Origin of the sequence: Pseudoxanthomonas sp. (assembly GCF_002863005.1) — a bacterium.
Lineage (GTDB): Bacteria > Pseudomonadota > Gammaproteobacteria > Xanthomonadales > Xanthomonadaceae > Pseudoxanthomonas_A.
The window spans coordinates 1-20,684 of record NZ_PKDG01000023.1 but is presented as its reverse complement, the minus strand read 5'-3'; the positions used below and the strand labels follow the sequence as shown (position 1 = coordinate 20,684).

At 68.6% G+C, this 20,684-nt stretch carries 25 protein-coding genes; 1 reads left to right on the top strand and 24 read right to left on the bottom strand.

Annotated features, from left to right (window positions below; translation table 11 throughout):
• The first annotated feature begins 135 nt into the window (after nt 1–135).
• Nucleotides 136–783, top strand: coding sequence for a hypothetical protein (locus tag CYU89_RS11440; protein WP_296281127.1), 648 nt, complete (start codon nt 136–138; stop codon nt 781–783).
• 70 nt (nt 784–853) lie between these two features.
• Here the strand turns inward: CYU89_RS11440 and CYU89_RS11435 are convergent, their stop codons facing one another.
• The 24 genes from CYU89_RS11435 to CYU89_RS11320 all read right to left on the bottom strand — a co-directional run.
• The gene (locus CYU89_RS11435; protein WP_296281125.1) at nt 854–1,444 is read right to left on the bottom strand and encodes a TetR/AcrR family transcriptional regulator; all 591 of its coding nucleotides are present in this window, start codon (nt 1,442–1,444) and stop codon (nt 854–856) included.
• A gap of 207 nt (nt 1,445–1,651) precedes the next feature.
• Nucleotides 1,652–2,443, bottom strand: coding sequence for a flagellar biosynthetic protein FliR (gene fliR / locus CYU89_RS11430; protein WP_296281123.1), 792 nt, complete (start codon nt 2,441–2,443; stop codon nt 1,652–1,654).
• An 18-nt stretch (nt 2,444–2,461) separates the two neighbouring features.
• The gene (locus CYU89_RS11425) at nt 2,462–2,731 is read right to left on the bottom strand and encodes a flagellar biosynthetic protein FliQ (RefSeq protein ID WP_296281121.1); all 270 of its coding nucleotides are present in this window, start codon (nt 2,729–2,731) and stop codon (nt 2,462–2,464) included.
• Nucleotides 2,732–2,741: 10 nt separating this feature from the next.
• Entirely contained in the window at nt 2,742–3,554 is an 813-nt protein-coding gene (gene fliP / locus CYU89_RS11420; RefSeq protein ID WP_296281119.1) for a flagellar type III secretion system pore protein FliP, read from the bottom strand.
• 1 nt (nt 3,555) lies between these two features.
• On the bottom strand, nt 3,556–3,948 hold the full coding sequence (gene fliO / locus CYU89_RS11415; RefSeq protein ID WP_296281117.1) for a flagellar biosynthetic protein FliO: 393 nt from the start codon (nt 3,946–3,948) through the stop codon (nt 3,556–3,558).
• A gap of 8 nt (nt 3,949–3,956) precedes the next feature.
• Entirely contained in the window at nt 3,957–4,310 is a 354-nt protein-coding gene (gene fliN / locus CYU89_RS11410) for a flagellar motor switch protein FliN (protein ID WP_343125254.1), read from the bottom strand.
• The gene (fliM, locus tag CYU89_RS11405; protein ID WP_296281115.1) at nt 4,307–5,350 is read right to left on the bottom strand and encodes a flagellar motor switch protein FliM; all 1,044 of its coding nucleotides are present in this window, start codon (nt 5,348–5,350) and stop codon (nt 4,307–4,309) included. The genes fliN and fliM overlap by 4 nt, the downstream gene beginning before the upstream one ends.
• A gap of 15 nt (nt 5,351–5,365) precedes the next feature.
• Entirely contained in the window at nt 5,366–5,893 is a 528-nt protein-coding gene (locus tag CYU89_RS11400; RefSeq protein ID WP_296281114.1) for a flagellar basal body-associated FliL family protein, read from the bottom strand.
• A gap of 223 nt (nt 5,894–6,116) precedes the next feature.
• The gene (locus tag CYU89_RS11395; RefSeq protein WP_296281112.1) at nt 6,117–7,379 is read right to left on the bottom strand and encodes a flagellar hook-length control protein FliK; all 1,263 of its coding nucleotides are present in this window, start codon (nt 7,377–7,379) and stop codon (nt 6,117–6,119) included.
• On the bottom strand, nt 7,379–7,831 hold the full coding sequence (fliJ, locus tag CYU89_RS11390) for a flagellar export protein FliJ (RefSeq protein ID WP_296281110.1): 453 nt from the start codon (nt 7,829–7,831) through the stop codon (nt 7,379–7,381). Before fliJ ends, CYU89_RS11395 begins: the two co-directional genes overlap by 1 nt.
• Before the next feature lie 18 nt (nt 7,832–7,849).
• Nucleotides 7,850–9,247: a flagellar protein export ATPase FliI gene (fliI, locus tag CYU89_RS11385; protein WP_296281109.1), complete on the bottom strand. Its 1,398-nt coding sequence runs from the start codon at nt 9,245–9,247 to the stop codon at nt 7,850–7,852.
• Complete coding sequence (locus tag CYU89_RS11380) at nt 9,244–9,834, bottom strand: FliH/SctL family protein (RefSeq protein ID WP_296281167.1); 591 nt, start codon at nt 9,832–9,834, stop codon at nt 9,244–9,246. Before CYU89_RS11380 ends, fliI begins: the two co-directional genes overlap by 4 nt.
• Nucleotides 9,835–9,857: 23 nt before the next feature.
• Nucleotides 9,858–10,844 carry a flagellar motor switch protein FliG gene (gene fliG / locus CYU89_RS11375; protein ID WP_296281165.1) on the bottom strand — a complete coding sequence of 329 codons (987 nt, stop codon included), beginning with the start codon at nt 10,842–10,844 and terminating at the stop codon, nt 9,858–9,860.
• A gap of 16 nt (nt 10,845–10,860) precedes the next feature.
• Nucleotides 10,861–12,525, bottom strand: a complete 1,665-nt coding sequence (gene fliF, locus CYU89_RS11370) for a flagellar basal-body MS-ring/collar protein FliF (RefSeq protein WP_296281107.1) — start codon at nt 12,523–12,525, stop codon at nt 10,861–10,863.
• A gap of 47 nt (nt 12,526–12,572) precedes the next feature.
• The gene (gene fliE / locus CYU89_RS11365; RefSeq protein WP_296281105.1) at nt 12,573–12,932 is read right to left on the bottom strand and encodes a flagellar hook-basal body complex protein FliE; all 360 of its coding nucleotides are present in this window, start codon (nt 12,930–12,932) and stop codon (nt 12,573–12,575) included.
• Between the two features lie 76 nt (nt 12,933–13,008).
• Nucleotides 13,009–14,469, bottom strand: a complete 1,461-nt coding sequence (locus tag CYU89_RS11360) for a sigma-54 dependent transcriptional regulator (RefSeq protein WP_296281103.1) — start codon at nt 14,467–14,469, stop codon at nt 13,009–13,011.
• Entirely contained in the window at nt 14,462–14,842 is a 381-nt protein-coding gene (locus CYU89_RS11355; protein WP_055944547.1) for a response regulator transcription factor, read from the bottom strand. Before CYU89_RS11355 ends, CYU89_RS11360 begins: the two co-directional genes overlap by 8 nt.
• Before the next feature lie 15 nt (nt 14,843–14,857).
• Nucleotides 14,858–16,282: an RNA polymerase factor sigma-54 gene (rpoN, locus tag CYU89_RS11350; RefSeq protein WP_296281101.1), complete on the bottom strand. Its 1,425-nt coding sequence runs from the start codon at nt 16,280–16,282 to the stop codon at nt 14,858–14,860.
• Between the two features lie 237 nt (nt 16,283–16,519).
• Nucleotides 16,520–17,152 (bottom strand): response regulator transcription factor, encoded by a 633-nt coding sequence (locus CYU89_RS11345; RefSeq protein ID WP_296281099.1) that lies wholly within the window; start codon nt 17,150–17,152, stop codon nt 16,520–16,522.
• Nucleotides 17,153–17,366: 214 nt separating this feature from the next.
• The gene (locus CYU89_RS11340) at nt 17,367–17,951 is read right to left on the bottom strand and encodes a PilZ domain-containing protein (RefSeq protein WP_296281097.1); all 585 of its coding nucleotides are present in this window, start codon (nt 17,949–17,951) and stop codon (nt 17,367–17,369) included.
• Nucleotides 17,952–17,954: 3 nt separating this feature from the next.
• Nucleotides 17,955–18,260 carry a hypothetical protein gene (locus CYU89_RS11335; protein WP_296281095.1) on the bottom strand — a complete coding sequence of 102 codons (306 nt, stop codon included), beginning with the start codon at nt 18,258–18,260 and terminating at the stop codon, nt 17,955–17,957.
• Nucleotides 18,257–18,673: a flagellar export chaperone FliS gene (gene fliS / locus CYU89_RS11330; protein WP_296281094.1), complete on the bottom strand. Its 417-nt coding sequence runs from the start codon at nt 18,671–18,673 to the stop codon at nt 18,257–18,259. The genes CYU89_RS11335 and fliS overlap by 4 nt, the downstream gene beginning before the upstream one ends.
• A gap of 50 nt (nt 18,674–18,723) precedes the next feature.
• Nucleotides 18,724–20,091, bottom strand: coding sequence for a flagellar filament capping protein FliD (fliD, locus tag CYU89_RS11325; protein WP_296281092.1), 1,368 nt, complete (start codon nt 20,089–20,091; stop codon nt 18,724–18,726).
• A 427-nt stretch (nt 20,092–20,518) separates the two neighbouring features.
• The coding region (locus tag CYU89_RS11320) for a flagellin (protein ID WP_296281162.1) at nt 20,519–20,684 on the bottom strand (166 nt) is incomplete at its 5' end.

Below are 20,684 nucleotides of genomic sequence, written 5' to 3'. Positions count from 1 at the left end.
GGCGTTGGCTTGAAGGCGCGAGTGATCACCGTCACGCTTGCGGCCGCCGTTCCTTCTCACAGAAGGCCCGCAGCGTCATTGCGTATTCAGCCGGTCGTGCGAAGACTCTCGCCACCGCACTGGAGGAGAACGGACGTGAAGGCACTGAGAGCAACGGTACTCGCGGCATCGCTGGGCTGGGCGATGGCCTGCAGCTTGCCGGCCATCGCACAGACGGTGGGCTACAACATCCGCACCGGCGATGTCTGGGTGGATACCCGGCTCGGCGAGATCAACGATTACGGGCGCCGTTACCGCGATCCGTTCGTGTCGGAGATGACGGGCTACTACGGCGCGCCGCGCTCGCTCGTGCTGGATCTGCTCGACCGTCGCGGTTGGGCACCTGGCGACGTGTACTTCGCGTGCTCCATCGCGCGCGCCCTGGGGATTCCCTGCGTGGACGTGGTGCAGCGGTACGAGCGCAATCCCGGCCAGGGCTGGGGCAATCTCGCCAAGCAGATGGGCATCAAGCCCGGCTCCCCTGCCTTCCATGCCCTGAAGAAGGGTGCGGCAGGCACGTACGATCGCTGGGGTTACCCCATCCGCGTCGACCAGCGCATCAGTGTCGACTGGTCCAAGCACGGGCCGGGCCAGGGCAAGGGCGCTGCCGGCGGCAAGCCGCAGGCGGGTCCGGCCAGGAATGACCCTGCGGGACACGGGCCGGGCAATGCCGGCAAGGGACCTGGCAACGGCGGCAAGGGCAACCCTGGCAAGGGGAACGGCAAAGGCAATGGACGCGACTGAGCCAGCGTCCCGCTGACAGGGAAACGGCCTCCCGCGGAGGCCGTTTTTCTTTACGCGCGTCGCGCCCGGATCAGGCCGACAGCGCTTCCAGCGTCTTGAATACCTGGGGCACCGCCATGGCAGGGGTGCCGCCGTTGACGGACACCGCACGCAGGCCGTGCTGGTAGCTCTGCCAGATCATCTCGTCGGCATGCTGGATGTCGACGCCGCGGAACTCGCCCGCGCCCATGCCACGACTGAGTTCCAACCGTACCGGTTCGCGCATTCGGCGGAGCGCCGTGTTCATTTCAGCCTCCACGGCCGGCGACCAGCGTGCCGACACGCTCCACAAGGCAGGGAAGGCGATGAAGTTGGCCGCGTCCTCGCGCGCCATCCAGAAATAGAAATCGAGAATACGTTGTGCGTGCGTCGATCCCTGCGGACGTTCCACCATCGGTGCCCGCCGCGCGGTGTAGTCGCGGATCAACAGGGTGGCGATGATGTCGGCCTTGGTCTCGAAGTGGAGGATGACGCCGCGCGCGCTGAGTCCGGTTTCTTCGCCCAGGTCCATCAACGTGGTCTGGTCGAAGCCCTTGGTGAAGAACAGCCGGCGCGCGGCAGCGAGTACGGCTTCCCGCGTTTCCTGACTGGTACGTCGCTTCTGGGTAGGGCTGTGGTTCACGGCAATCTCCGGTTCGCGGGGGGAGCGCTCCGGCGTCGGGCGGGTCGGCTCCGTCCGTGCGTAGGCGTATGTCGCAACTCCCTCGTCCCCATTCTGCACAACTTCATGCATTTAGTGGAACCGGTGACGCACTCTGATGTGAGAAGAACGCGCTGCGCCCCTCATGGAAGCGCTTACCGCGCTTTCACAAACATGACTTTCACGTCTTCACGCGGTGATCTGTCGCGCTGCATCAAACGACACGTCGAAGATCCGCTGCACGGGAGGTCCCAGTTCCCCGGCGAGCAGCGCCAGCAGGAACAGGCCCAGCAACAGTGCCGTGGGCAGGCCGAGCTGGATGGGATTCAGCGCCGGCGCAGCGCGACCCAGCACGCCGAAGGCGAGGTTCACGGCCAGCATCGCCACCATGACCGGCAATGCCAGGCCGACGGCGGCCCTGAGCACGACGGTGAACAGCATGGGAGCGACTTCCAGCATCTGCTGCACATCCGGCAGCGCCGTGCCGATCGGCAGCGAGCGGTAACTGTCCACCAGCAGCGAGACCAGCGCGAGATGACCGTTGGCGGTAAAGAACAGCAGGCCGAAGGCCAGGTAGAACCACTGGCCGACCACGCCGGAATTCACGCCACGCAGCGGATCCGACATCTGCGCGAACGCGAGGCCCGTTCCCTGCGAGATCAGTTCGCCCGCCATCGCGCCTGCTTCGAATGCGAGCCGAAGCATGAAGCCCATGCTGGCGCCGACCGCGAGTTCGCGCGCGACGTTGAGTACGGTGCTGGCGTCGAAGGCGATGCGGTCGGGCGTGCCCGGCAACAGCGGCGCCAGCGCCATCGCCAGTGCACCCGCGATGATGACGCGCACGCGTACCGACACCGCGCGCGTGCCGATCAGCGGTGCCGCCATCAGCAGCGCGCCGGTGCGCAGCATCGTCCACAGGATGGCGTTGATCATGCCGAAGGCCTGCTGGCCGTCGATCACCATCTGGGTGGCGGGATCCATCGCGTCGCGTCCTCGGCTTCAGCCGATCAGGTGGGGCAATCGCTGGAACAACGTCGTCGTGTATTCCACGAGTACGCCGAGCAGATAGCTGCCGGTGGCGAACAGCGCGGCGGTCAGCGCGATGGCCTTGGCGACGAAGGCGATGGTGGGTTCATTGAGCTGCGTGGCGGCCTGGATCACGCCGACGACCACGCCGACGACCAGCACGACCAGCAGCAGTGGACCCCCGACCCAGAGCGCGATCTCGAGGCCGCCGCGCAGTTCGGTAAGAGCGGTTTCGGGACTCATGCCAGTCTCCTCAGACGCCGTTGAAGCTGGCGGCAAGCGAACCGACGATCAGCACCCAGCCGTCGACCAGCACGAACAGCAGGATCTTGAACGGTGCGGACACCAGCATCGGCGAGAGCATCATCATGCCCATCGACATCAGCACGCTGGCCACGACCAGATCGATGATGACGAACGGGATGAAGATCAGGAAGCCGATCTCGAAGGCGGTCTTCAGTTCGCTGGTGATGAAGGAGGCGACCACGATCGGGAACGGGACGGCATCCGGTCCCGTGTAGCTGCCGTGCCCGGCCAGGCCGGCGAACGTCATCAGGTCGGTCTCGCGCACCTGCGCCAGCATGAAGTCGCGCAGCGGGCCGGTGGTCAGCGTCCACGCGGTGGAGAAATCGATCTGGCCGTTGAGATAGGGCGCCATGCCCTGGGCCCAGGCTTTCTCGCCCACCGGCATCATCACCAGCATGGTGAGGAACAGCGCCAGACCCACCAGTACCTGGTTGGACGGCGTCTGGCCGGTGCCAAGTGCCTGCCGCAACAGGCCGAGCACGATGATGATGCGGGTGAAGGCGGTCATCGCCAGCAACGCGGACGGGATCAGCGTGATCGCCGTCATCAGCAGCAGCGTCTGCAGCGGCAGGCTGACGGTGTTGTCGCCCACCTGGCCCACGTTGACCTTGGGCAGCGTCGGCAAGGCGGGCGCGGTCGGTGCGGCCGGGGCCGTCGGCGCGGCGACGGGTGCCGGGGCCGGTGTCGTGGCCTGCGCGAAGGCAAGCGTCGGCGCGGCCAACCACAGCAGGCAGATCAGGGAAAGGACGAAACGACGCATCTCAGGACTCTTTGCGCAGGCGCTTGGCCAGCAGTTCGGCGAAGTTGGGCATCGTCGGCGCGGGCGCGACGACCAGGGGTTCGGGCAGCGCATGCAGGGCGGTGATGCCTCCGGCGGTCACGCCGATCAGCAACTGCTCCTTGCCGACTTCGATCACCATCACGCGTTCCTTGGCGCCGACCGACAGCATCGACACCACGCGCAGCTGTTCGCTGGGGCGGATGCCCAGGCCGGCACCGGGCAGGCGCTTCAGCAGCCAGGCCAGGCCCAGGATCAGGCCCAGCACCAGGATCAGGCCGACCAGTGCACCGCCGATGCCCGGCGTGGAGGGCGCGTGCTGGCCGATCTTCTGGGCGGGTGCCGCGGCCGCGGCAAGGAGGGCGAAGGCGTGCATGGTCGGGCTCAGCGCAGGCGACGGATGCGTTCGCTGGGGCTGACCACGTCGGTCAGGCGCACGCCGAAGCGGTCGTTGACCACGACGACTTCGCCGTGCGCGATCAGCGTCCCGTTGACGTACACGTCCAGCGGTTCGCCCGCGCCGCGCTCCAGTTCCACCACCGAGCCCTGGTTGAGCTGCAGCAGGTTGCGGATGGGCATGCGCGTGCGGCCGACTTCCAGCGACAGCGTCACCGGCACGTCGAGGATGACGTCCAGGCTCATGTCCGCGTCGTGGCCGGCGTGGCCGTCGTGGCCGTTGTGGGACAGCTCCGTATCGCCGGGGGCGGTGGCAAGGGCTTCTTCGTTCTCGGGAATCATGGCGTAGCGTCCTGGAAGGCGACGGGTGCAAGGGCGTGGCGGGTGGCGGCGGATTGCTGGTGGCGGTTGCCGGGCGGGTGGTGCGCGGTGATCTTCACCGCATTGAGGCCGTTGGAAATGCCGAACTCCCCGGTGAACACCGGCACCTGCTCGACGCAGACCGGCACGGACTTCGGCAGGTCGATGGGCAGGATGTCGCCCACCTTCAGACGGGTCAGCTCGCGCAGGTTGATGCGCTTCTCCGCGAGCACGCTGGAGACGGTGACCTCGGCCGAGCGCAGCTGTTCGTGCATGGTCACGCGGAAGCTGTCGTCGTCGTGCACGCGGTCGGACTGGATGCCGGCATCGAGCAGTTCGCGGATAGGCTCCAGCATGGAATAGGGCAGCGTGACGTGCAGGTCGCCGCCGCCGCCGTCCAGTTCCACATGGAAGCGGCTGACCACCACGTACTCGCGCGGACTGACGATGTTGGCGAAATGCGGGTTGACCTCACTGGTGATGTATTCGAAGTCCACCGGCATCACCGGGGCCCAGGCATCGATCAGGTCGGCGAAGGTCTGCTTGAGCAGCAGCTGGATCACGCGCATCTCGGTGGCGGTGAACTCGCGGCCTTCGATCTTGGCCGGGTAGCGGCCATCGCCGCCGAAGAAGTTGTCCACCATCGTGAACACCAGCTTCGGTTCGAACACGATCAGGCCCACGCCACGCAGCGGCTTGAACTTGACCAGGTTGAGGTTGGTCGGCACGTACAGCGAATGCAGGTAGTCGCCGAACTTGATGGTCTCGATGCCGCGCACCGACAGCTCGGCGGAGCGCCGCAACAGGTTGAACAGGCCGATGCGCCACGTGCGCACGAAGCGCTCGTTGATCATTTCCAGCGTCGGCAGGCGGCCGCGCACGATGCGGTCCTGGCTGGCGAAGTCGTAGGTGCGCGCCACGGTGGGATCGTGCGGCGGCTCCTCGGTCTCGATCGCGCCGGTATCGACGCCGTTGAGGAGGGCGTCGATCTCGTCTTGCGACAGCAGGTCACTGGTCATCATGGCGGCGCGGTTCCGTCACTGCATCACGAAGCTGGTGAACAGCAGGGACTCGGCGCACGGCTTGCCGGTCTCGGCGACCAGCAGGGCCTTCACTTCACCGAGGGCGGCGTTCTGCAGGCGCTCCTTGCCTTCGCGCGACATCAGGCCGGCGGCATCCTGCTGCGCGAACAGCATCAGCAGGCGGGCGCGGATGGCGGGCGCATGCAGCTGGATGGCGGTCAGCGCCTCGGGGTCGCGCGTCATCAGCTGCACTTCCACCTGCAGGTAGCGCGCGCCACCGGTTTCGCCGACCAGGTTCACCACGAAGGGCGGCTCCAGCGCGAAGTACTGCGCAGGCGCGGGCACTTCGCCAGGGCTCTTGGCCTTGGGGGCGTCGGCCTTCTCGTCCTTGCTGCCGTGGCTGGCGAAGTACCAGGCACCGCCGCCTGCGGCGCCGGCCGCGATGACCGCCACCAGCCCGATGGTCAGCAACGACTTGCCACCCTTGGGCTTGTCGGCCTTGTCGGCCTTGGATTTGCTTGCGTTCTTGTCGGCGGCTGCCACGGCGATGGATCTCCTGAGGGGTCAGTCCAGGGGATGCAAGGGGCGTGCCGGGGCCTGAGGGAAAGGTCGACGGGGTTTTGACGCGCGGTGCCCAGGATGTGCTGACGTGGGAGCGACGTAAGTCGCGATATCGAAGCCGAAGCGCTTGGCGGCGGAGGGCGTACCGACGCCGATATCCGGCTCTCGCGACTTACGTCGCTCCCACAGGAGCGGGATCGGCCCGTCAGGCGTAAGCGTCCACCAGTCCGCGCGCGGTCATGCGGACGGTGCGGGGCGTGTCGGCGACGGGCTCGCCGGCATCGCCACGGGCGTCACCGGGCTGCGGCGCGCTGCCCTGCGACGGCGGCGCGTGCTGCTGGCCGACATCGGCGTGGGCGAGCTGGAAGCCGTGCTGGCCGAGCATGTCGCGCAGGCGTGGCAGGCTGCTCTCCAGGGCCTGGCGGACCTCGGCCTGCGCGCTGCTGAAGTCGGCGTGCACGCGGTCGCCCTCCAGCCGCAGGCGTATCTCGACCGTGCCCAGGTCGTTCGGGGTGACCTTGATGTGGGCATGTCCGATCTTCTGGTCCGCCATCCAGCGGACGGCGTCGCCGATGTCGTCGTCGAAGTGGCCGCCGTGCAGGTCGGCGCTGGGCGCTTCCATCGGGTTGACGGTCTCGGTGCGGGACAGGCCGAGCGGTGCGTTCGAGGCGCCGACGCCGGCCAGCAGGTTGTTCACCGGCGCGGGAGCGTCGCCGTCGTCGGAGCGCAGGGCATCGACGATGTCGCGACCCAGCTGGACCGCGTCGGGCACGGCCGCCGCGACCTGGCCTGCCGCCAGATGGGTCGCGAACGACAGCAGGTTCTGCAGCGGGGCCTTGGCCGACGTCTCGGGCGCGGCCGGTGCCGCGCGCAACGCCGTGGCGTTCGACGCATCGGCGGAGTTCGTCGGCGCGGGACCGGCGCTGGCGGCGTCGATGCCGGCCGCTGCCAGGACCGGCATGCCGCCGGGCAACGACGCAGGCATAGGTGCGCGGGTACCGGCCAGCAACGCATCGGGCTCCAGCGGGGCAGTGGGCGAGGCCGTGTCCGGCAGGAGGGTGCCAGACGGGTGGCTCGCCAGGTCGATCATCGTCGGTGCGGCCGCATTCGCCGGGACCATGACAGGTGCCGGCACTGGTGCTTCCAGCAACGTGAGCACGACCCGCGACGCCGAGTCCTGCGCAGCGGCCGTGTCTTCATCGGTGCTGGCGCGGGCGTCGTCGGTCTTGCGGGCAGTCGCGCCGGTCGGTGGCGCAGACGGGTCTCTTGCTTCGCCGGCCCGCGCAGTGGTCGCACGTGCGGTGTCGTCGCGCTTCACGGGACGACGGACCATCTCGTCGAACGCGGGCTTCTTCACGGTGCCCGGATCATCGCTTGCAGGCACGGTGCCGGCCGATGCCGATGCCGATGCCGGCGCAGGCGGCGGCGCCTTGGCCGCGAACGGCAGCGCGGACGTCGATGACGGCATCAGGCGTCCTCGTTCTCGCGGGCGGTGGCGGCCAGGCGGGCGCGGCGCGCGCCCACGTCGTCCATTTCGCGCTGGTCGCGACGGTCCACGATCAGCTTTTCCTGCACGCGATAGCTCGCGGCGAGCTGTTCCAGCACCTGCTTGTCGCGGCTGGCCAGCAGCAGGCGGTCGCGTTCGATGTCCACGCTGGCGCGGCTGCGGTCGACGTTCTGCAACTGCTGCTTGAGCGCCTGGTCGATGCGCTCGAGGAAGGCGCGCCGGTTGGCCAGTTGCGCGGGGCTGGTCGCGGCCATCTGGCTGTTGGCGTAGTCCTCGGCGTACTGGCGGAGCTCCTCCAGCCGGGATTCGTGCTGCGCCAGCGTGTTCTGACGCTCGGCCAGCTCGCGGGCGACGGAATCCTCGTGCTCCTGCGCGCGGCGCAGCAGGGGATCGATTCGGCGGGACTGCATCATGACGGGGGTTCCTTGGCGTTACTGCAGGCCGGGCGGCAGCGGAATGCCGGCGGCGGCGTTGCGTTGGATCAGGGATTCCAGGGCGGCGCGGCTGCTCGGCAGGTCGGCGGCGCGCGCCACGTCCTGGCCGAGGAATTCGACGATCTCCGGCCAGCGTTCGAGCGCTTCGTCCACGGTCGGGTCGTTGCCGCGCTGGTAAGCGCCGATGGCGATCAGGTCGCGGTTGCTGTTGTAGGCCGACAGCAGTCGCTTGAGCTTGCGGATGCGGTCGCGCCAGGTCTCGTCGGCGATTTCGGTGACCACGCGGCTGACCGAGGATTCGACATCGATGGCGGGGTAGAGCCCGGCGTCGGCCACGCGGCGCGACAGCAGGATGTGGCCGTCGAGGATGGCGCGCGCGGCGTCGGCGATCGGGTCCTGCGGATCGTCGCCTTCGGTGAGCACCGTGTAGAACGCGGTGATGGAACCGCGCCCCTTGGCGCCGTTGCCCGCGCGCTCGACCAGCGCCGGCAGGCGTGCGAACACGGACGGCGGATAACCGCGCGTGGTCGGCGGCTCGCCGACCGACAGGCCGATCTCGCGTTGCGCCTGGGCAAAACGGGTCAGCGAATCCATAAGCAGCAGGACATTCAGGCCCTGGTCGCGGAACCATTCGGCGATCGCCGTGGCGCGGTACGCGCCCTGCAGGCGCGCCAGCGGCGGACGGTCGGCGGGGCTGGCGACGACGACCGCGCGTGCCAGGCCGGACGGGCCGAGTGTGGTCTCGACGAAATCACGAACTTCGCGGCCGCGTTCGCCGATCAGGCCGACGACGATCACGTCGGCGGCGGTGTAGCGGGTCATCATGCCCAGCAACGTCGACTTGCCGACACCGGAGCCGGCGAACAGGCCGACGCGCTGGCCACGGCCGATCGGCAGCAGAGCGTTGATCGCGCGCACGCCGACGTCGAGCGGCTGGGTGATGGGTTCGCGCGAAAGCGGATTGATCGCCATGCCGGCGAGGCTGACGCTGCCCTCGGCGCGGATCGGGCCGCGGCCGTCGAGCGGCACGCCATCGCTGTCGATGACGCGGCCCAGCAGGCCTTCGCCGACTTCCACGCCACCACGGCGGCGCGAAGGCACGACGCGTGCGTTGGGCAGCAGGCCGTGCAGTTCTGCGCTGGGCATCAGGTAGGTACGTTCGCCGGAGAAACCGACGACTTCCGCATCCACCCAGCCGCCGTCGACGACTTCCACCTTGCAGGTGGCGCCCATCGGCGCTTCGCAGCCGATGGCTTCCAGGGTCAGGCCGACGGCGCGGCGCAGGATGCCTTCGCGGATCAGGCCGCGGCCACCGAGCTCGGGGTTGATCTGCGACAGCCGCGCGGACAGGCGCAGGTCGCGGGCGGTCAGCCATTCCAGCGGCTGGGCACTCATGCCCGCGCTCCCCGGTTGAGCACGGTGTCCAGCGCGCCGCGCAGGCGGGCTTCAAGCGTGCCGTCGATGCGGACACTCTCGGCATGCACGCGCAGGTCGCCCCGGCTCAGCGACGTGTCGGCGGTCAGGCGCGTATGCGCCGTCATTGCCAGCACCGGCGTCAGTGCGGCGATGTCGTCCGGATGCAGGCGCAGTTCGACTTCGCGCTGCGAACCGCCCACGGCATCCAGCGCGGAGGTCGCCAGTTCCTGCAGCAACACCGGATCGGTCTGGTACGCGCGCCCGACCAGGGCACCGGCGATGCGCACGGCGAGTTCGGAGAGCGCGGCGACGACCTCGTTTTCCAGACGGTCGAGCGGACGCGAAAAATTGTCGAGGATGCCCTCCATCTGCGCGGCGAGGCGGCGCACCTCGGACTGGCCCTGTGCGAATCCGTCGGCATGGCCTTCGGCGAGGCCGCGCTCCAGGCCCTCGCGATAGGCAGCGTCCTGGATGGCCTGGATCTCGTCCAGCGTCGGCGGCACCAGCGGCGGTGCCTCCTGTTCGGCGGCGGCATCGGACACCACCACGTCGAGCGGTGCCGGCATCCAGCGCAGGGGCGAGGGCGCGCTCATACCATTTCCTCGGCGCTGGCGGTCAGTGCGATGACGCCCTGGTCAGCCAGGCGGCGCACGATGGCGAGGATTTCCTTCTGCGCGCCTTCCACGTCGGACAGGCGCACCGGGCCGCGCGCTTCCATGTCCTCGAGCAGGATCTGCGCGGCACGCTGCGACATGTTGCGGGTGATCTTTTCCTTGACCTTGGCATCGGCCCCACGCAGCGCCAGGCCCAGGCGGTCGTTCGGAACTTCGCGCAGCAGCGCCTGGAGCTCGCGGTCGCCGAGTTCGGCCAGGTTGTCGAAGACGAACATCAGGTCCTGGATGCGCGCGCCCAGGTCGGCGTCGACCTGGGTGATGCTGCCCAGGATCACCTGGTCCTGGCCCGAATCCATGAAGTTCAGGATGTTCGCCGCCACCTTCACGCCCCCGATGCTGGAGGCCTTGAGGTTCTGGTTGCCGGCGAACTGGCGCTCCATGATTTCGTTGAGCTCGTTCAGCGCGTTCGGCGGGATGCCGTCCAGCGTGGCGATGCGCAGCAGCACGTCGGTGCGGGTGCGCTCGGGCAGCAGCTTGAGCGTATCGGCGGCCTGGTCGCTGTCCAGGTGGGCCAGCACGATGGCGATGATCTGCGGGTGCTCGTTGCGCACCAGGTCGGCGATGGCACGCGGGTCCATCCACTTCAGCGTGTCCAGCCCGGTGGTGTTGCGGCCCAGCAGGATGCGGTCGATCAGGCTGCCGGCCTTGTCCTCGCCCAGCGCCTGCACCAGCACCTTGCGCACGTAGTCGTCGGCACCCATGCCCAGCGAGGTCTGCTTGTCGAGCGCTTCGCCGAAGTTCGAGATCACCTGCATGACCTGCTCGCGGCTGATGCCGGAGATGGTGGCCATGGCGATGCCGAGCTTCTGCACCTCCTTGGCGTTCATGTGCTTGAGCACCTCGGCGGCGTCCTCCTCGCCCAGCGAGAGCAGCAGCACGGCGGCGCGCTGCACACCGGTCAGCGTGTTGTCCTGCGCATTACTCATCGCTGGCCACCCAGTCCTTGACCACCTGTGCGACCTGCTTCGAGTCGGTCTTCACCGCTTCCCGCGCCTGGCGCAGGCGGTCTTCGTAAGCATCGGAGGGCAGGGCGCGCAACGGTGGCGCGTGCTCGTGCGAGAGCGTGGCGACCACGCCGTCTTCGTCTTCCGCGTGCACCACGTTGACGTCGATCCCGTCGTCCTCGTGCTTCAGCTTGGCGGTCGGGCTGATGATCTGGCGCATGGCCGGGCGCAGCACGCCGAACAGCAGTGCGACGACCACCAGCGCGCCCAGCCCGTAGCGCGCGATGTCGCGCACCATCGGGTTGTGCAGCCACGGACTTTCCCAGAACGGAACGTCCGCGGGCGCTTCGGTCTCGCGCACGAAAGGTGCGTTCATCACCGACACCGAGTCGCCGCGCGCCGCGTCGAAGCCCACGGCCTCCTTCACCAGCGCTTCGATGCGGGCCAGCGTCGCGGCGTCCAGCGCCGTCATCACCACCTTGCCGTTCTCGCCGGTGCGCGGCACGTGGTCGACCAGCACCGCGGCGGTGACGCGGCGCACGCGGCCCGCGGGCTGGCGCGTGTGCTGCAGGGTGCGGTCCATCTCGAAGTTGCGGGTGGCGCTGCTGCTGGTTTCCACCGGGGCGGCGGGGTTCGGCGCGGCGGCGGCATTCGGGCCCGGCGGCGTGTTGCTGGTGGCGCCGGGTACGCCTTCCGGGCCGGTGGCGGCGACGCTGTTCTGGCTGACCTGCTCGCTGCGGATCTTGGCCGGGTCGTTGGCGAAGGTTTCGCGCGCCTCTTCGGTGACGGAGAAGTCCATGTCCACGGCGACCTCCGCATTGACGCGGCCGGGGCCGGTCAGCGGTTCCAGCAGTTCGCGGATGCGGTCGTTGAAGGACGTTTCCAGTTTGCGCACGCGCTCGAACTGGGCGGCGTTGAGCGCGGCCTCGCTGTTCGGGTCGCTGATGGTCAGCATGCGGCCGCTCTGGTCGACCACGGTGACGCGCTCCGGGGCCAGGTCGGGGATCGAGGACGAGACCAGGTGGACGATGGCATCGACCTGGTTGCGCTCCAGCATCGTGCCCGAGCGCAGGTCCAGCACCACGGACGCGCTGGCCACTTCGCGCTGCCGGGTGAACGCGCTGGGCTTGGGGATGGCCAGGTGCACGCGGGCGTCGCGCACCGGACGCAGCGTGGTGATGGTGCGGACCAGTTCGGTTTCCAGCGCGTGCTGGTAGCGCGCGTTCTCGACGAACTGGCTGACGCCGAAGCCGGGATCGCGTTCCATCATCTCGAAGCCGAGGCGGCCGCTTTCGGCCAGGCCGGCGCCGGCCAGCTTCAGGCGGGCATCGTGCAGGTTTTCTTCGGGCACGGAGATCGCGCCGCTGGCCTGGTCCAGCTGGAAGGGGATCTGCGCCGCGCGCAGCATGTCGGTGGCTTCGGCGGTGGCCTTGGCGTCCAGGCCGGTGTACAGCGGGGTGTAGGCCGGCTTCTGCGACCAGAAGAACACCATCATGCCCACCGCCACCGCACCGGCGATAAGCAGCAGCGTGCCCATCTGCTTGAACACGCGGGCGTCCTGCATCTTGGTCAGCGCCGCGCCGGCCTTGTCGGCGGTCAGCGATTCCTTCAGGGCTTCCTTGGACAGCGTGAGGGCCATGGCGACGGGTCGGTTCTAGGAGAAGGAAAGGGAAGGTGGGTGCCGCATCACAGCGGCATGTTCATCACGTCCTGGTAGGCCTGCACCAGGCGATTGCGGACCTCGACGGTGGCGCGGAAAGCGACCTGCGATTGCTGGGCGGCCACCATCACCCGCGCCAGGTCGGCGCGCGGGTCGCCGAGTTCGAAGGCCTGGGCCAACGCGCCGGACGTCTTCTGCGCGTTGTTCACGCCCTCGAGCGCGTTCTGCAGGGTGTCGCCGAAGCTGGGCGCCTTGACGCCCGGCTGCTCCAGTCCCACCCGCCCCGGGCCGATCGCGCCCGGATTCGGCATCGGCTCCAGTGCGCGGGTACCGACCTGGTGCTGGTAGCTGCGGATCTGCGAGAGGATGGAAGTGACGTCGGACATGGGCGGGTGCTTCGGTCGTCGGGTGTCTTGCGTAGTCGGTTGCAAGACCCGTGCCGGAAACCGCGCCCGGGGCCAGTCAGTTTTCCGTCGCCAGCGCCACGTCTTCGCGCTCGATGCCGTACTTGCGCAGCTTTTCCACCAGCGTGGTGCGGCGCAGGCCCAGCAACTGGGCCGCATGCGCGACCACGCCGCCGGCGCGGTCCAGCGCGTCGCGGATCAGGTTCAGTTCGATCTGCGCGATGTGCTCGCGCAGGTCGATGCCGGCTTCGGGCAGGCGATCGGCGGGCGTCACGGCCGCCGCCACGATGGCCGACGGGGCGGGTGCGGTGGCGGCCGGCGCAGGCGCTGCAACGACGGTCGGCGCGGCCGGCAGCTCGACGCCTTCCGGCTGGTAGCGCTTCGGCAGGTCGGCCACGCGCACCAGGCCGCCGGGATGCAGCACGGCAAGACGCTCGACCAGGTTGGTGAGCTCGCGCACGTTGCCCGGCCAGGCGTACAGGCGCAGCGCCTGCAGCGTCTCGCTGGCGAAGCGCACTTCGCCGCGGCCGGTGCGCGAGAGCTGCGCGGCGATGGTCATCACCAGGTCGGGCAGGTCGTCGGCGCGCTCGCGCAGCGCGGGCATCTCGATGGGGAACACGTTGAGCCGGTAGAACAGGTCTTCGCGGAAGTGGCCGTCGGCGATGCGCGCTTCCAGGTTGCGGTGGGTGGCGGCGATCACGCGCACGTTGCAGCGGATGGTCTGGTTGCCGCCGACGCGCTCGAAGCTGCGTTCCTGCAGCACGCGCAGCAGCTTGACCTGCATCGGCAGGCTCATGTCGCCGATCTCGTCCAGCAGCAGCGTGCCGCCTTCGGCCATTTCGAAGCGGCCCTTGCGGGCGGTCAGCGCGCCGGTGAAGGCGCCTTTCTCGTGGCCGAACAGCTCGCTCTCCAGCAGGTCCGGCGGGATGGCGCCGCAATTGATGGCCACGAACGGGCCGTCGCGACGCGGCGACTGGTCGTGGATGGCGCGGGCCACCACTTCCTTGCCGGTACCGGACTCGCCGAGCACCAGCACGGTGGTGTCGAAGGTGGCGACCTGCTCGATCATGCGGCGCAGCCGGGTGACCGCGGGACTGTTGCCGGTCGGGCCGCTGGTGCTGACCTGCTGGGCCTGGTGTTCGGTATCCAGCCGCTTCAGGCTGGCGCGGCGCAGGCAGGCTTCCAGCTGGGCGTGGCGGATGGGGCTTTCCAGCGCCCAGACCCCGGCCTCGTGCAGGCCGTGGGCGGCCGCGAAGCCCGCGGTGTCGCCTTCCAGCAGCAGCACCGGCGGGGGCAGCGGGGCCTTGCCCAGCCACGCGAAGAAGCCGTCGGCGGCCTTCTGGTCGTCGAGCGAACCGACCACCACCGCCAGCCAGTCGTGCTGCCGGGCGCGGCGGACATCCACGTCACCGGCGCTGGAGACCCAGCGGGGCGTCAGGTCCATGAATTCGAGCAGTCCGGCCAGGCGTTCGGCACGCGTGGCGTCGGCGTCGATGACGAGGATGCGGGATTCACTCATGGCGGCGGTCTTTGAATTTTTCGAGGATGGGCAAGACTTCCTGGATGTAGGAAAGCTTGCTGACGAAGTCGTCGGCGCCGGCGCGCATCGCGTGTTCGCGGTGTTCCGCGTCGTCGAAGTGGCTGGCGATGACGATGAAGGGCGGGGCGTCCTGCGTCTTGATCAGGCGGGTGGCCTGCAGGCCGCCCATTTCCGGCATGGCCAGGTCCATCAGCACCACGTCCGGACGCAGGGTCTCGGAGCGTTCGATGGCTTCCAGGCCATTGCTGGCACGGCCCACGATGTCCAGCCATTCCACCTTGCGCAGGTGGCGCAGGGCGGCATTGATGAAACCTTCGTGGTCGTCCACCAGCAGTACGGTGATCTTGCTCATTGCGGTCGTGCTCCGTTATCCAGCCTTGGCCAAGACGGATACGGTAGCGCGTCGGCGTTCCCGGGCGGGAGCGATATCGAGTTGTTCACGGTACTTGGCGACGGTGCGGCGGGCGATATGGATGCCCTGGCGCGCCAGCAGGCCGGCGATGGCCTCGTCGGCCAGCGGCTTGCCCGCCGGTTCGGAATCGATCAGGCGGCGGACCATCGCGCGGACGGCCGGGCCGGACACGTTGGCACCTTCCAGCCGTACCGCGAAGAAGTGCTTCAGCTCGAACGTGCCGCGTGGGGTCTGCATGTACTTGCCGGTGGTGATGCGCGAGACGGTGGACTCGTGCATGCCGATGGCATCGGCGATCTCCTTCAGCGTCAGCGGGGCCATCGCTTCGTCGCCCTGGGTCAGGAAGCCCGCCTGGCGTTCGACGATGGCGCGCGCGGTGCGCAGCAGGGTGTCGTAGCGGATGGAGAGGCCACGGGTCAGCCAGCGCGCCTCCTGCAGCAGTTCGCGCAACTTGCCGGCGCCTTCGGACGGCTCGGCCTGGTCCAGGGCGTGCTCCTGCATGGCATTGACGCGGACGCGCGGGGTGGTGGCCGGGTTCAGTGCCACGCGCCACGCGCAGTCGGCGTGCCAGGCCACCACGTCCGGCACGATGTAACCGGTCGGGGCAGGCGCCAGCGACGCGCCCGGGCGTGCATCCAGCGACAGCACCAGTCGCACGCCTTCCATGACCTGGTCCAGGTCGAGCTCCAGCAGGCGGGCGAGGGCGTCGTACTCGTGCGCGGCCAGCAGGGCCATGCCGTCGGTGACGATGCGGCGCGCGACGTGGCGGGCGGGCACGCGTCCCTGCAGGCAGTCCAGCTGCACCAGCAGGCATTCGCGCACGTCGGCCGCGGTCAGGCCGGGGAACTCGCCGCGCAGCAGGCGCTCGCGCAGGGCGAGTGCGGCGCCGGTGGTGAGGTCGAAGCGCGCCGACGCCAGCAGCGCCAGCGTATCGGGTGCCTGCTCCAGGTAGCCGGCGTCGTTGGTGTGCTCCAGCCAGAACGCGACCACGTCGAGCGCACGATCGTCCAGTTCCAGCGCCAGGCGGTCCAGCACGCGGACGTGCGGGTCGCTGGATTCACCGGCCTCGACGCGCTGCATGCGGTCGTCGTCGCCGTCCTGCCAGCCGGCACCGGCCACGTCCCACAGGTTCGATTCGGGAAGTTCGTCGAACGCGGCCGTTTCCAGCGTCGCCACGTCCTGCGCGGGGAGCACCTCGATGTCACCGGCCGGGTCGGCGTCCTGTACTTCCTCCACTTCGAGCAGCGGATTGAGGTCCAGCGCGCGGCGCACCTCCATCTCCAGCTGCAGGCCGTCCAGCTGCAGCAGCCGGATCGACTGCAGCAGTTGCGGCGTCAGGTGGAGTTGCTGCCCGAGCTGGGTGGAAAGTCCCGTCTTCATTCCCGTGATCCCCGATTCGATGGCATGCCGAGCTGGCTTCACATCGTGTTGACACTGTGCGGGGCGGGTGACGGAAAAAAAATCAGGGCGTTTCTGGTCGTGCTGCGGGCACGCCCCACCTGCCGTCAGGGTTTCCCCTACGACGTCGGTTCAATGGCGGAGGCAGGCGCCCGGAAGGGCGTGGCGATAACGGGATTCCGTCACGGAAGCGGTGTCGCCCCCGGGATACTGCAAGGCTCAGGCCAGTTCGTTCTGGTGGCGCGCGGCCAGCAGCAGCAGATCGTTGGCGCGGCGGCAGCCCAGCGATTCCATCATCCGCGCGCGGTGCGTTTCGACGGTCTTGACGCTGATGCCGAGCTGGGCGGCGATTTCCTTGCTGCTCATGCCGCTGCCGAGCTGGCGCAGGATTTCGCGCTGGCGCGGCGAGAGTGCGGCGATGCCGGTCGGACGCTGCGGGTTGAGCATCGGCGCCAGCATCTTCGACGACACCTGCGGGCTCAGGAATACCTGGCCGTCGGCGGCCGCACGCAACGCGAGTTCCAGTTCCATCGGCGCGGCTTCCTTCACCACGAAGCCGGCGCAGCCGCGATCGAGCGCCACGCGTACCTGGGTGGGATCGTTGTGCATCGACATCATCACCACGCGCGTCTGCGGCAGCGATTCGCGCAACAGGGGCAGCAGGTCCAGGCCACTGCGGTCGGGCAGGGACAGGTCCAGCAGGATCAGGTCGGGGCGGTGGATCGCCGCCATGTCGAGCGCCTGTTGGGCATTGCAGGCCTCGGCCACGACATCGACGTCGGGCAGGGCCTGCAGCAGCCGGCCGATGCCGGCGCGGACCAGGGTGTGGTCGTCGACGATGAGTACACGCACGGGAGAAATCAGTCGCTGTCGCGTTGCAGGATCAAGTCACCATAACGGTGCACGTGCGCGGCGCCAATTCATAATCGCGATGGAGCGGTGAAAGCACGACGCACGTCACGCTTGCGGCGTCCGTGTCCTGCCGAAAACAGCGAATACCGCAGATTGTCGACGTGACGCGCGCACGGCCGCTGGCGCGCTCCCGGACGATCTGCGCGAAACGCGTTTACGTCCGGCTGGCCAGCTGTCGTGCTTCGGCGACCTGGCGGCGATGCAGGCGGAACAGGTGACGGTCCAGCGCTTCCGCCAGGCCGGCATTCAGGGCATCGAACTGCAGCCACAGGTGGAACAGTCCCTGCGATCCCTCGACATGGTCCAGCACGGTCGCCGGCAACTCGATCTGGTCGCTCAGCCACGTCGCCGGTTGTACCGTGACGATGCCGGGCGTACCGCTTGCGCAGGCGGGCAGCGAGGCCGCGTCCAGGCGGATGCCCCGATGCGACCAGCGCAGGCCGGTCACGGGAAGCGCGGCTTCGTGGCGGCGTGAGAGCCGGCCCAGCAGCGAGAGCACCAGGTCCAGCTTGGCTTCGATGCGCTGCTGCGTGGGCGTGGATTCCTTGCGTTCTTCCGGATCGTCGCCGCGGACGTCTTCGGCGACGGCCAATCCCTTCAGCAGCGCTTCCGAGGGTGCCTGCATCAACGCGCGCTGGCCGGCGTCGAAACGCGCCGGCAGCACGACGTCACAGGTGAGCGCGCCATCGAAGAGCGCGTGCTCGGCGGGGTGCTCGACCAGGACGATCGGGGTAGTCATGGCTCATCCCTCGACGACGGACAGGTACGCGCGCGCGGCACGATCCGCGCGTTGCGTGGCGTGCATGCGTACGCGCGCCTGCTCGCGGGCGTCCTGCATGCTCTTCTGCAGTTCCAGCTGCGCGCGCAGCAGGACGGCCAGCGCGTCGTAGCCTGCGCTCCGGCCTCCGTCGGCATGGAGGAAGGCGCGCACGTCGTGGTCGTGGCGATTGAGCAGGCGCTCCACGTCTTCCAGTTCACCGGCGTGCAGGGCGCGACGCATGCCGTCCAGCTGGGCGAACAGCTCGTCGAGGGCCGGCGCGGTGCTCATCCTGCCGCGGCCATCGCCGGGACCTGGCGCTGCTCGTTGGGAATGGCGTTCCACGCGGACTCGATTTCGCCCAGCAGGTCCAGTGATTCGCGCAGGGCGGCGGGATCGTTGTGGAGGTTGGCTTCGATCAGGCGCGTCTGCACGTAGTCGTACAGGGCCGACAGGCTGCCGGCGATCTCGCCGCCCGCCTCGTGGTCGAGCGAGCCGTTGAGGTGGCCGATGATGGCGCTGACTTCGCCGATGGCCTTGCCCTTGCGGGCGAGGTCGCCGCGCATCACGCAGGCTTCCGCCAGGCGCAGGCGCTCGCAGGCGCCCGCCAGCAGCAGGGCGACCAGACGGTGCGGATCCGCTTCCATCACGGCGCTGCTGAGGCCGGTGTTGCGGTACTGCGCGGCGTAGGACTGAAGTGACATTCCATTTCTCCTGGGGATCCGGTCGGGGAGGCGGTCCGGACCCGCGGTGATTAACTGCTCGTCTGAGCGGTGAGCGACGCCAGTTGCTGGGCGAGGGCGGAACTGGTGGTGTTCATCTGCGAAATCATGCTGTCCAGCGCCACGAACTGCGCCTTGTAGCGGTTGCCGACGGCCTCCATGCGCGCATCCAGTGCGGTGCGTTGCGTGGCGACATCCTTGATCTGCGCGTTCAGCCCGTTGGTGCGCAGGGTGAACGCGCCATCGGTGCCCACATAGCTGCTGACCGCGGTCTGCAGCCGGCCGGCGAACGCGGTGTCGCCGGTGAAGGCGGTTCGGATCTTCTCCGGGTCCGCCGTCAGGGCCGCGGTGAACTTGCTGCTGTCGAACACCAGCGTGCCGTCGGAGGTCGGATAACCCTTGGTCTGCAGGCCGATCGTCTTCGCATCCAGTCCCTGCGCCGCCAGGCCGCCGAGCAGGTCGCCCATCAGGTTGCGCAACTGGCCGGCCGCGCTGCGCATCTGCGCGTCGCCGGTCAGCGCCGAAGGCTCGTTGCTTTCGGCGTTGTACTTGGTGCTGGCGTTGATCGCGCCGATGGCGGTGTTGTATGCGGTCACGACATCCTGCATCAGCTTGGCGGCGGCCGCGGTGTCGGTCGACACGGTGACCGTGCTGGTGCCCTTGGTCTTCAGGTCCAGGGTCAGGCCGGGCACCGCTTCGGTGATCTTGTTGGTGCTGGCGGTGACGGTCAGGCCATCGATGAGCACTTCGGCATCCGCGGCCGGCACGCGTTCCTGCAGGCTGGTGGCGAGCGACTGCAGGTCGCTGCCGCCCGAGGCGAAGGCCAGGGTGATGCCGTTGGCGGCGCCGGTCTTGTCCGAGGACACCGACAGGTACTGGCCGTCATTGGAGGTCAGCACGCTCGCCTGCACGCCCTTGCTGCGGGCGACGTCGTTGATGGCGCTGCGCACGTCCTGGAGGGTTGCGCCCTCGGCGATGTCGATGGCCAGCGACTCGCCGCCGACGGTCAGCGTCAATTGCCCGGCGCCGAAGGTCTGGGTGGCGCCGACCGGGGTGTTGGTGATCCATTTGTTGGCGGTGGCCAGCTCGACCACCTCAACGTTGTAGATGCCGTTGGGCGTGCCGCTGGCGACGCTGGCCCCGGCGACCGTGTCGGTGCCGGACTTGACCGAGCGCACATCGAACGCGGTGGCGGACTTCAGGGCCTTGAGCGCGGTATCGAGCGTGCTGAAGGCGGAACTGACGGTGCCGATGGCCGAGAGCTTGAACTTTGCCTGGCTCTCGATGCGGTTCAGGCGATTGTCGGCGGGCTTGCGATCGGCCGCGACCAGCTGTTCGACCATGCCGGTGATGTCCAGCCCCGAACCGATGCCGCCGTAACCCAGCGAATAATCTGCCATTGCCCTGTCTCCTGTCTGACCCTTTCCGCAAAAAGGGGAGGCCGGGCGGGCCGCCATCCGATCACGAATGGGACCCGCCCGTGCAGTACCAATAACGGCCCGGCTGAGCCGTTCTTTAGCCGCATTTCTCCGTCTCCCACCGCCGCCGTGGGTCCGGCGTGCTGGTAAGAAATGCGGTCGACAGCGGTGATGCAGGGTTTGTGCCAGTGGGGTGAGGAGTAAGTGGAGAGGCGTGGGGGACCGAGTGGAGGCGACCGCTGCCGAGCGGGCTGGACGCGTTTGCTCGCGCCTCATGCCTTCCCACTCACTCCTGCCATAAAAAAGACCCCCGCCGTCGCCGGCAGGGGTTGGGGTACTGCCAAACGGAGGGAGACGAATCCGTCCGTGACGACAGGGAACTACTAAGGATCAGACGGGCGGCCGCGCATCAGCGCAGCAGGGACATCACGTTCTGGGGCACCTGGTTGGCCTGGGCGAGCATGGCCGTACCGGCCTGCTGCAGGATCTGGGTGCGGGTCAGTTCGGCGGTTTCCTTGGCGAAGTCGGTATCGCGGATGCGGCTGCGCGAGGCGGCCAGGTTTTCCGAGCTGGTC

What these genes read in the sequence shown, in the direction of transcription:
- fliR (WP_296281123.1), bottom strand. Translation starts at nt 2,443, where the DNA reads ATGGATCCCGCCACCCAGATGGTGATCGACGGCCAGCAGGCCTTCGGC.
- fliM (WP_296281115.1), bottom strand. Translation starts at nt 5,350, where the DNA reads ATGATGACCAGTGACCTGCTGTCGCAAGACGAGATCGACGCCCTCCTC.
- CYU89_RS11355 (WP_055944547.1), bottom strand. Translation starts at nt 14,842, where the DNA reads ATGAGCAAGATCACCGTACTGCTGGTGGACGACCACGAAGGTTTCATC.
- fliS (WP_296281094.1), bottom strand. Translation starts at nt 18,673, where the DNA reads ATGTCACTTCAGTCCTACGCCGCGCAGTACCGCAACACCGGCCTCAGC.
- fliF (WP_296281107.1), bottom strand. Translation starts at nt 12,525, where the DNA reads ATGGCCCTCACGCTGTCCAAGGAAGCCCTGAAGGAATCGCTGACCGCC.
- fliO (WP_296281117.1), bottom strand. Translation starts at nt 3,948, where the DNA reads ATGCACGCCTTCGCCCTCCTTGCCGCGGCCGCGGCACCCGCCCAGAAG.
- fliD (WP_296281092.1), bottom strand. Translation starts at nt 20,091, where the DNA reads ATGGCAGATTATTCGCTGGGTTACGGCGGCATCGGTTCGGGGCTGGAC.
- fliN (WP_343125254.1), bottom strand. Translation starts at nt 4,310, where the DNA reads ATGATTCCCGAGAACGAAGAAGCCCTTGCCACCGCCCCCGGCGATACG.
- CYU89_RS11380 (WP_296281167.1), bottom strand. Translation starts at nt 9,834, where the DNA reads ATGCCGGCACCGCTCGACGTGGTGGTGTCCGATGCCGCCGCCGAACAG.
- CYU89_RS11395 (WP_296281112.1), bottom strand. Translation starts at nt 7,379, where the DNA reads ATGCCGTCATCGACGTCCGCGCTGCCGTTCGCGGCCAAGGCGCCGCCG.
- fliP (WP_296281119.1), bottom strand. Translation starts at nt 3,554, where the DNA reads ATGCGTCGTTTCGTCCTTTCCCTGATCTGCCTGCTGTGGTTGGCCGCG.
- rpoN (WP_296281101.1), bottom strand. Translation starts at nt 16,282, where the DNA reads ATGAAGACGGGACTTTCCACCCAGCTCGGGCAGCAACTCCACCTGACG.
- fliI (WP_296281109.1), bottom strand. Translation starts at nt 9,247, where the DNA reads ATGAGTGCCCAGCCGCTGGAATGGCTGACCGCCCGCGACCTGCGCCTG.
- fliE (WP_296281105.1), bottom strand. Translation starts at nt 12,932, where the DNA reads ATGTCCGACGTCACTTCCATCCTCTCGCAGATCCGCAGCTACCAGCAC.
- CYU89_RS11360 (WP_296281103.1), bottom strand. Translation starts at nt 14,469, where the DNA reads ATGAGTGAATCCCGCATCCTCGTCATCGACGCCGACGCCACGCGTGCC.
- CYU89_RS11425 (WP_296281121.1), bottom strand. Translation starts at nt 2,731, where the DNA reads ATGAGTCCCGAAACCGCTCTTACCGAACTGCGCGGCGGCCTCGAGATC.
- fliJ (WP_296281110.1), bottom strand. Translation starts at nt 7,831, where the DNA reads ATGATGCAGTCCCGCCGAATCGATCCCCTGCTGCGCCGCGCGCAGGAG.
- CYU89_RS11340 (WP_296281097.1), bottom strand. Translation starts at nt 17,951, where the DNA reads ATGACTACCCCGATCGTCCTGGTCGAGCACCCCGCCGAGCACGCGCTC.
- CYU89_RS11335 (WP_296281095.1), bottom strand. Translation starts at nt 18,260, where the DNA reads ATGAGCACCGCGCCGGCCCTCGACGAGCTGTTCGCCCAGCTGGACGGC.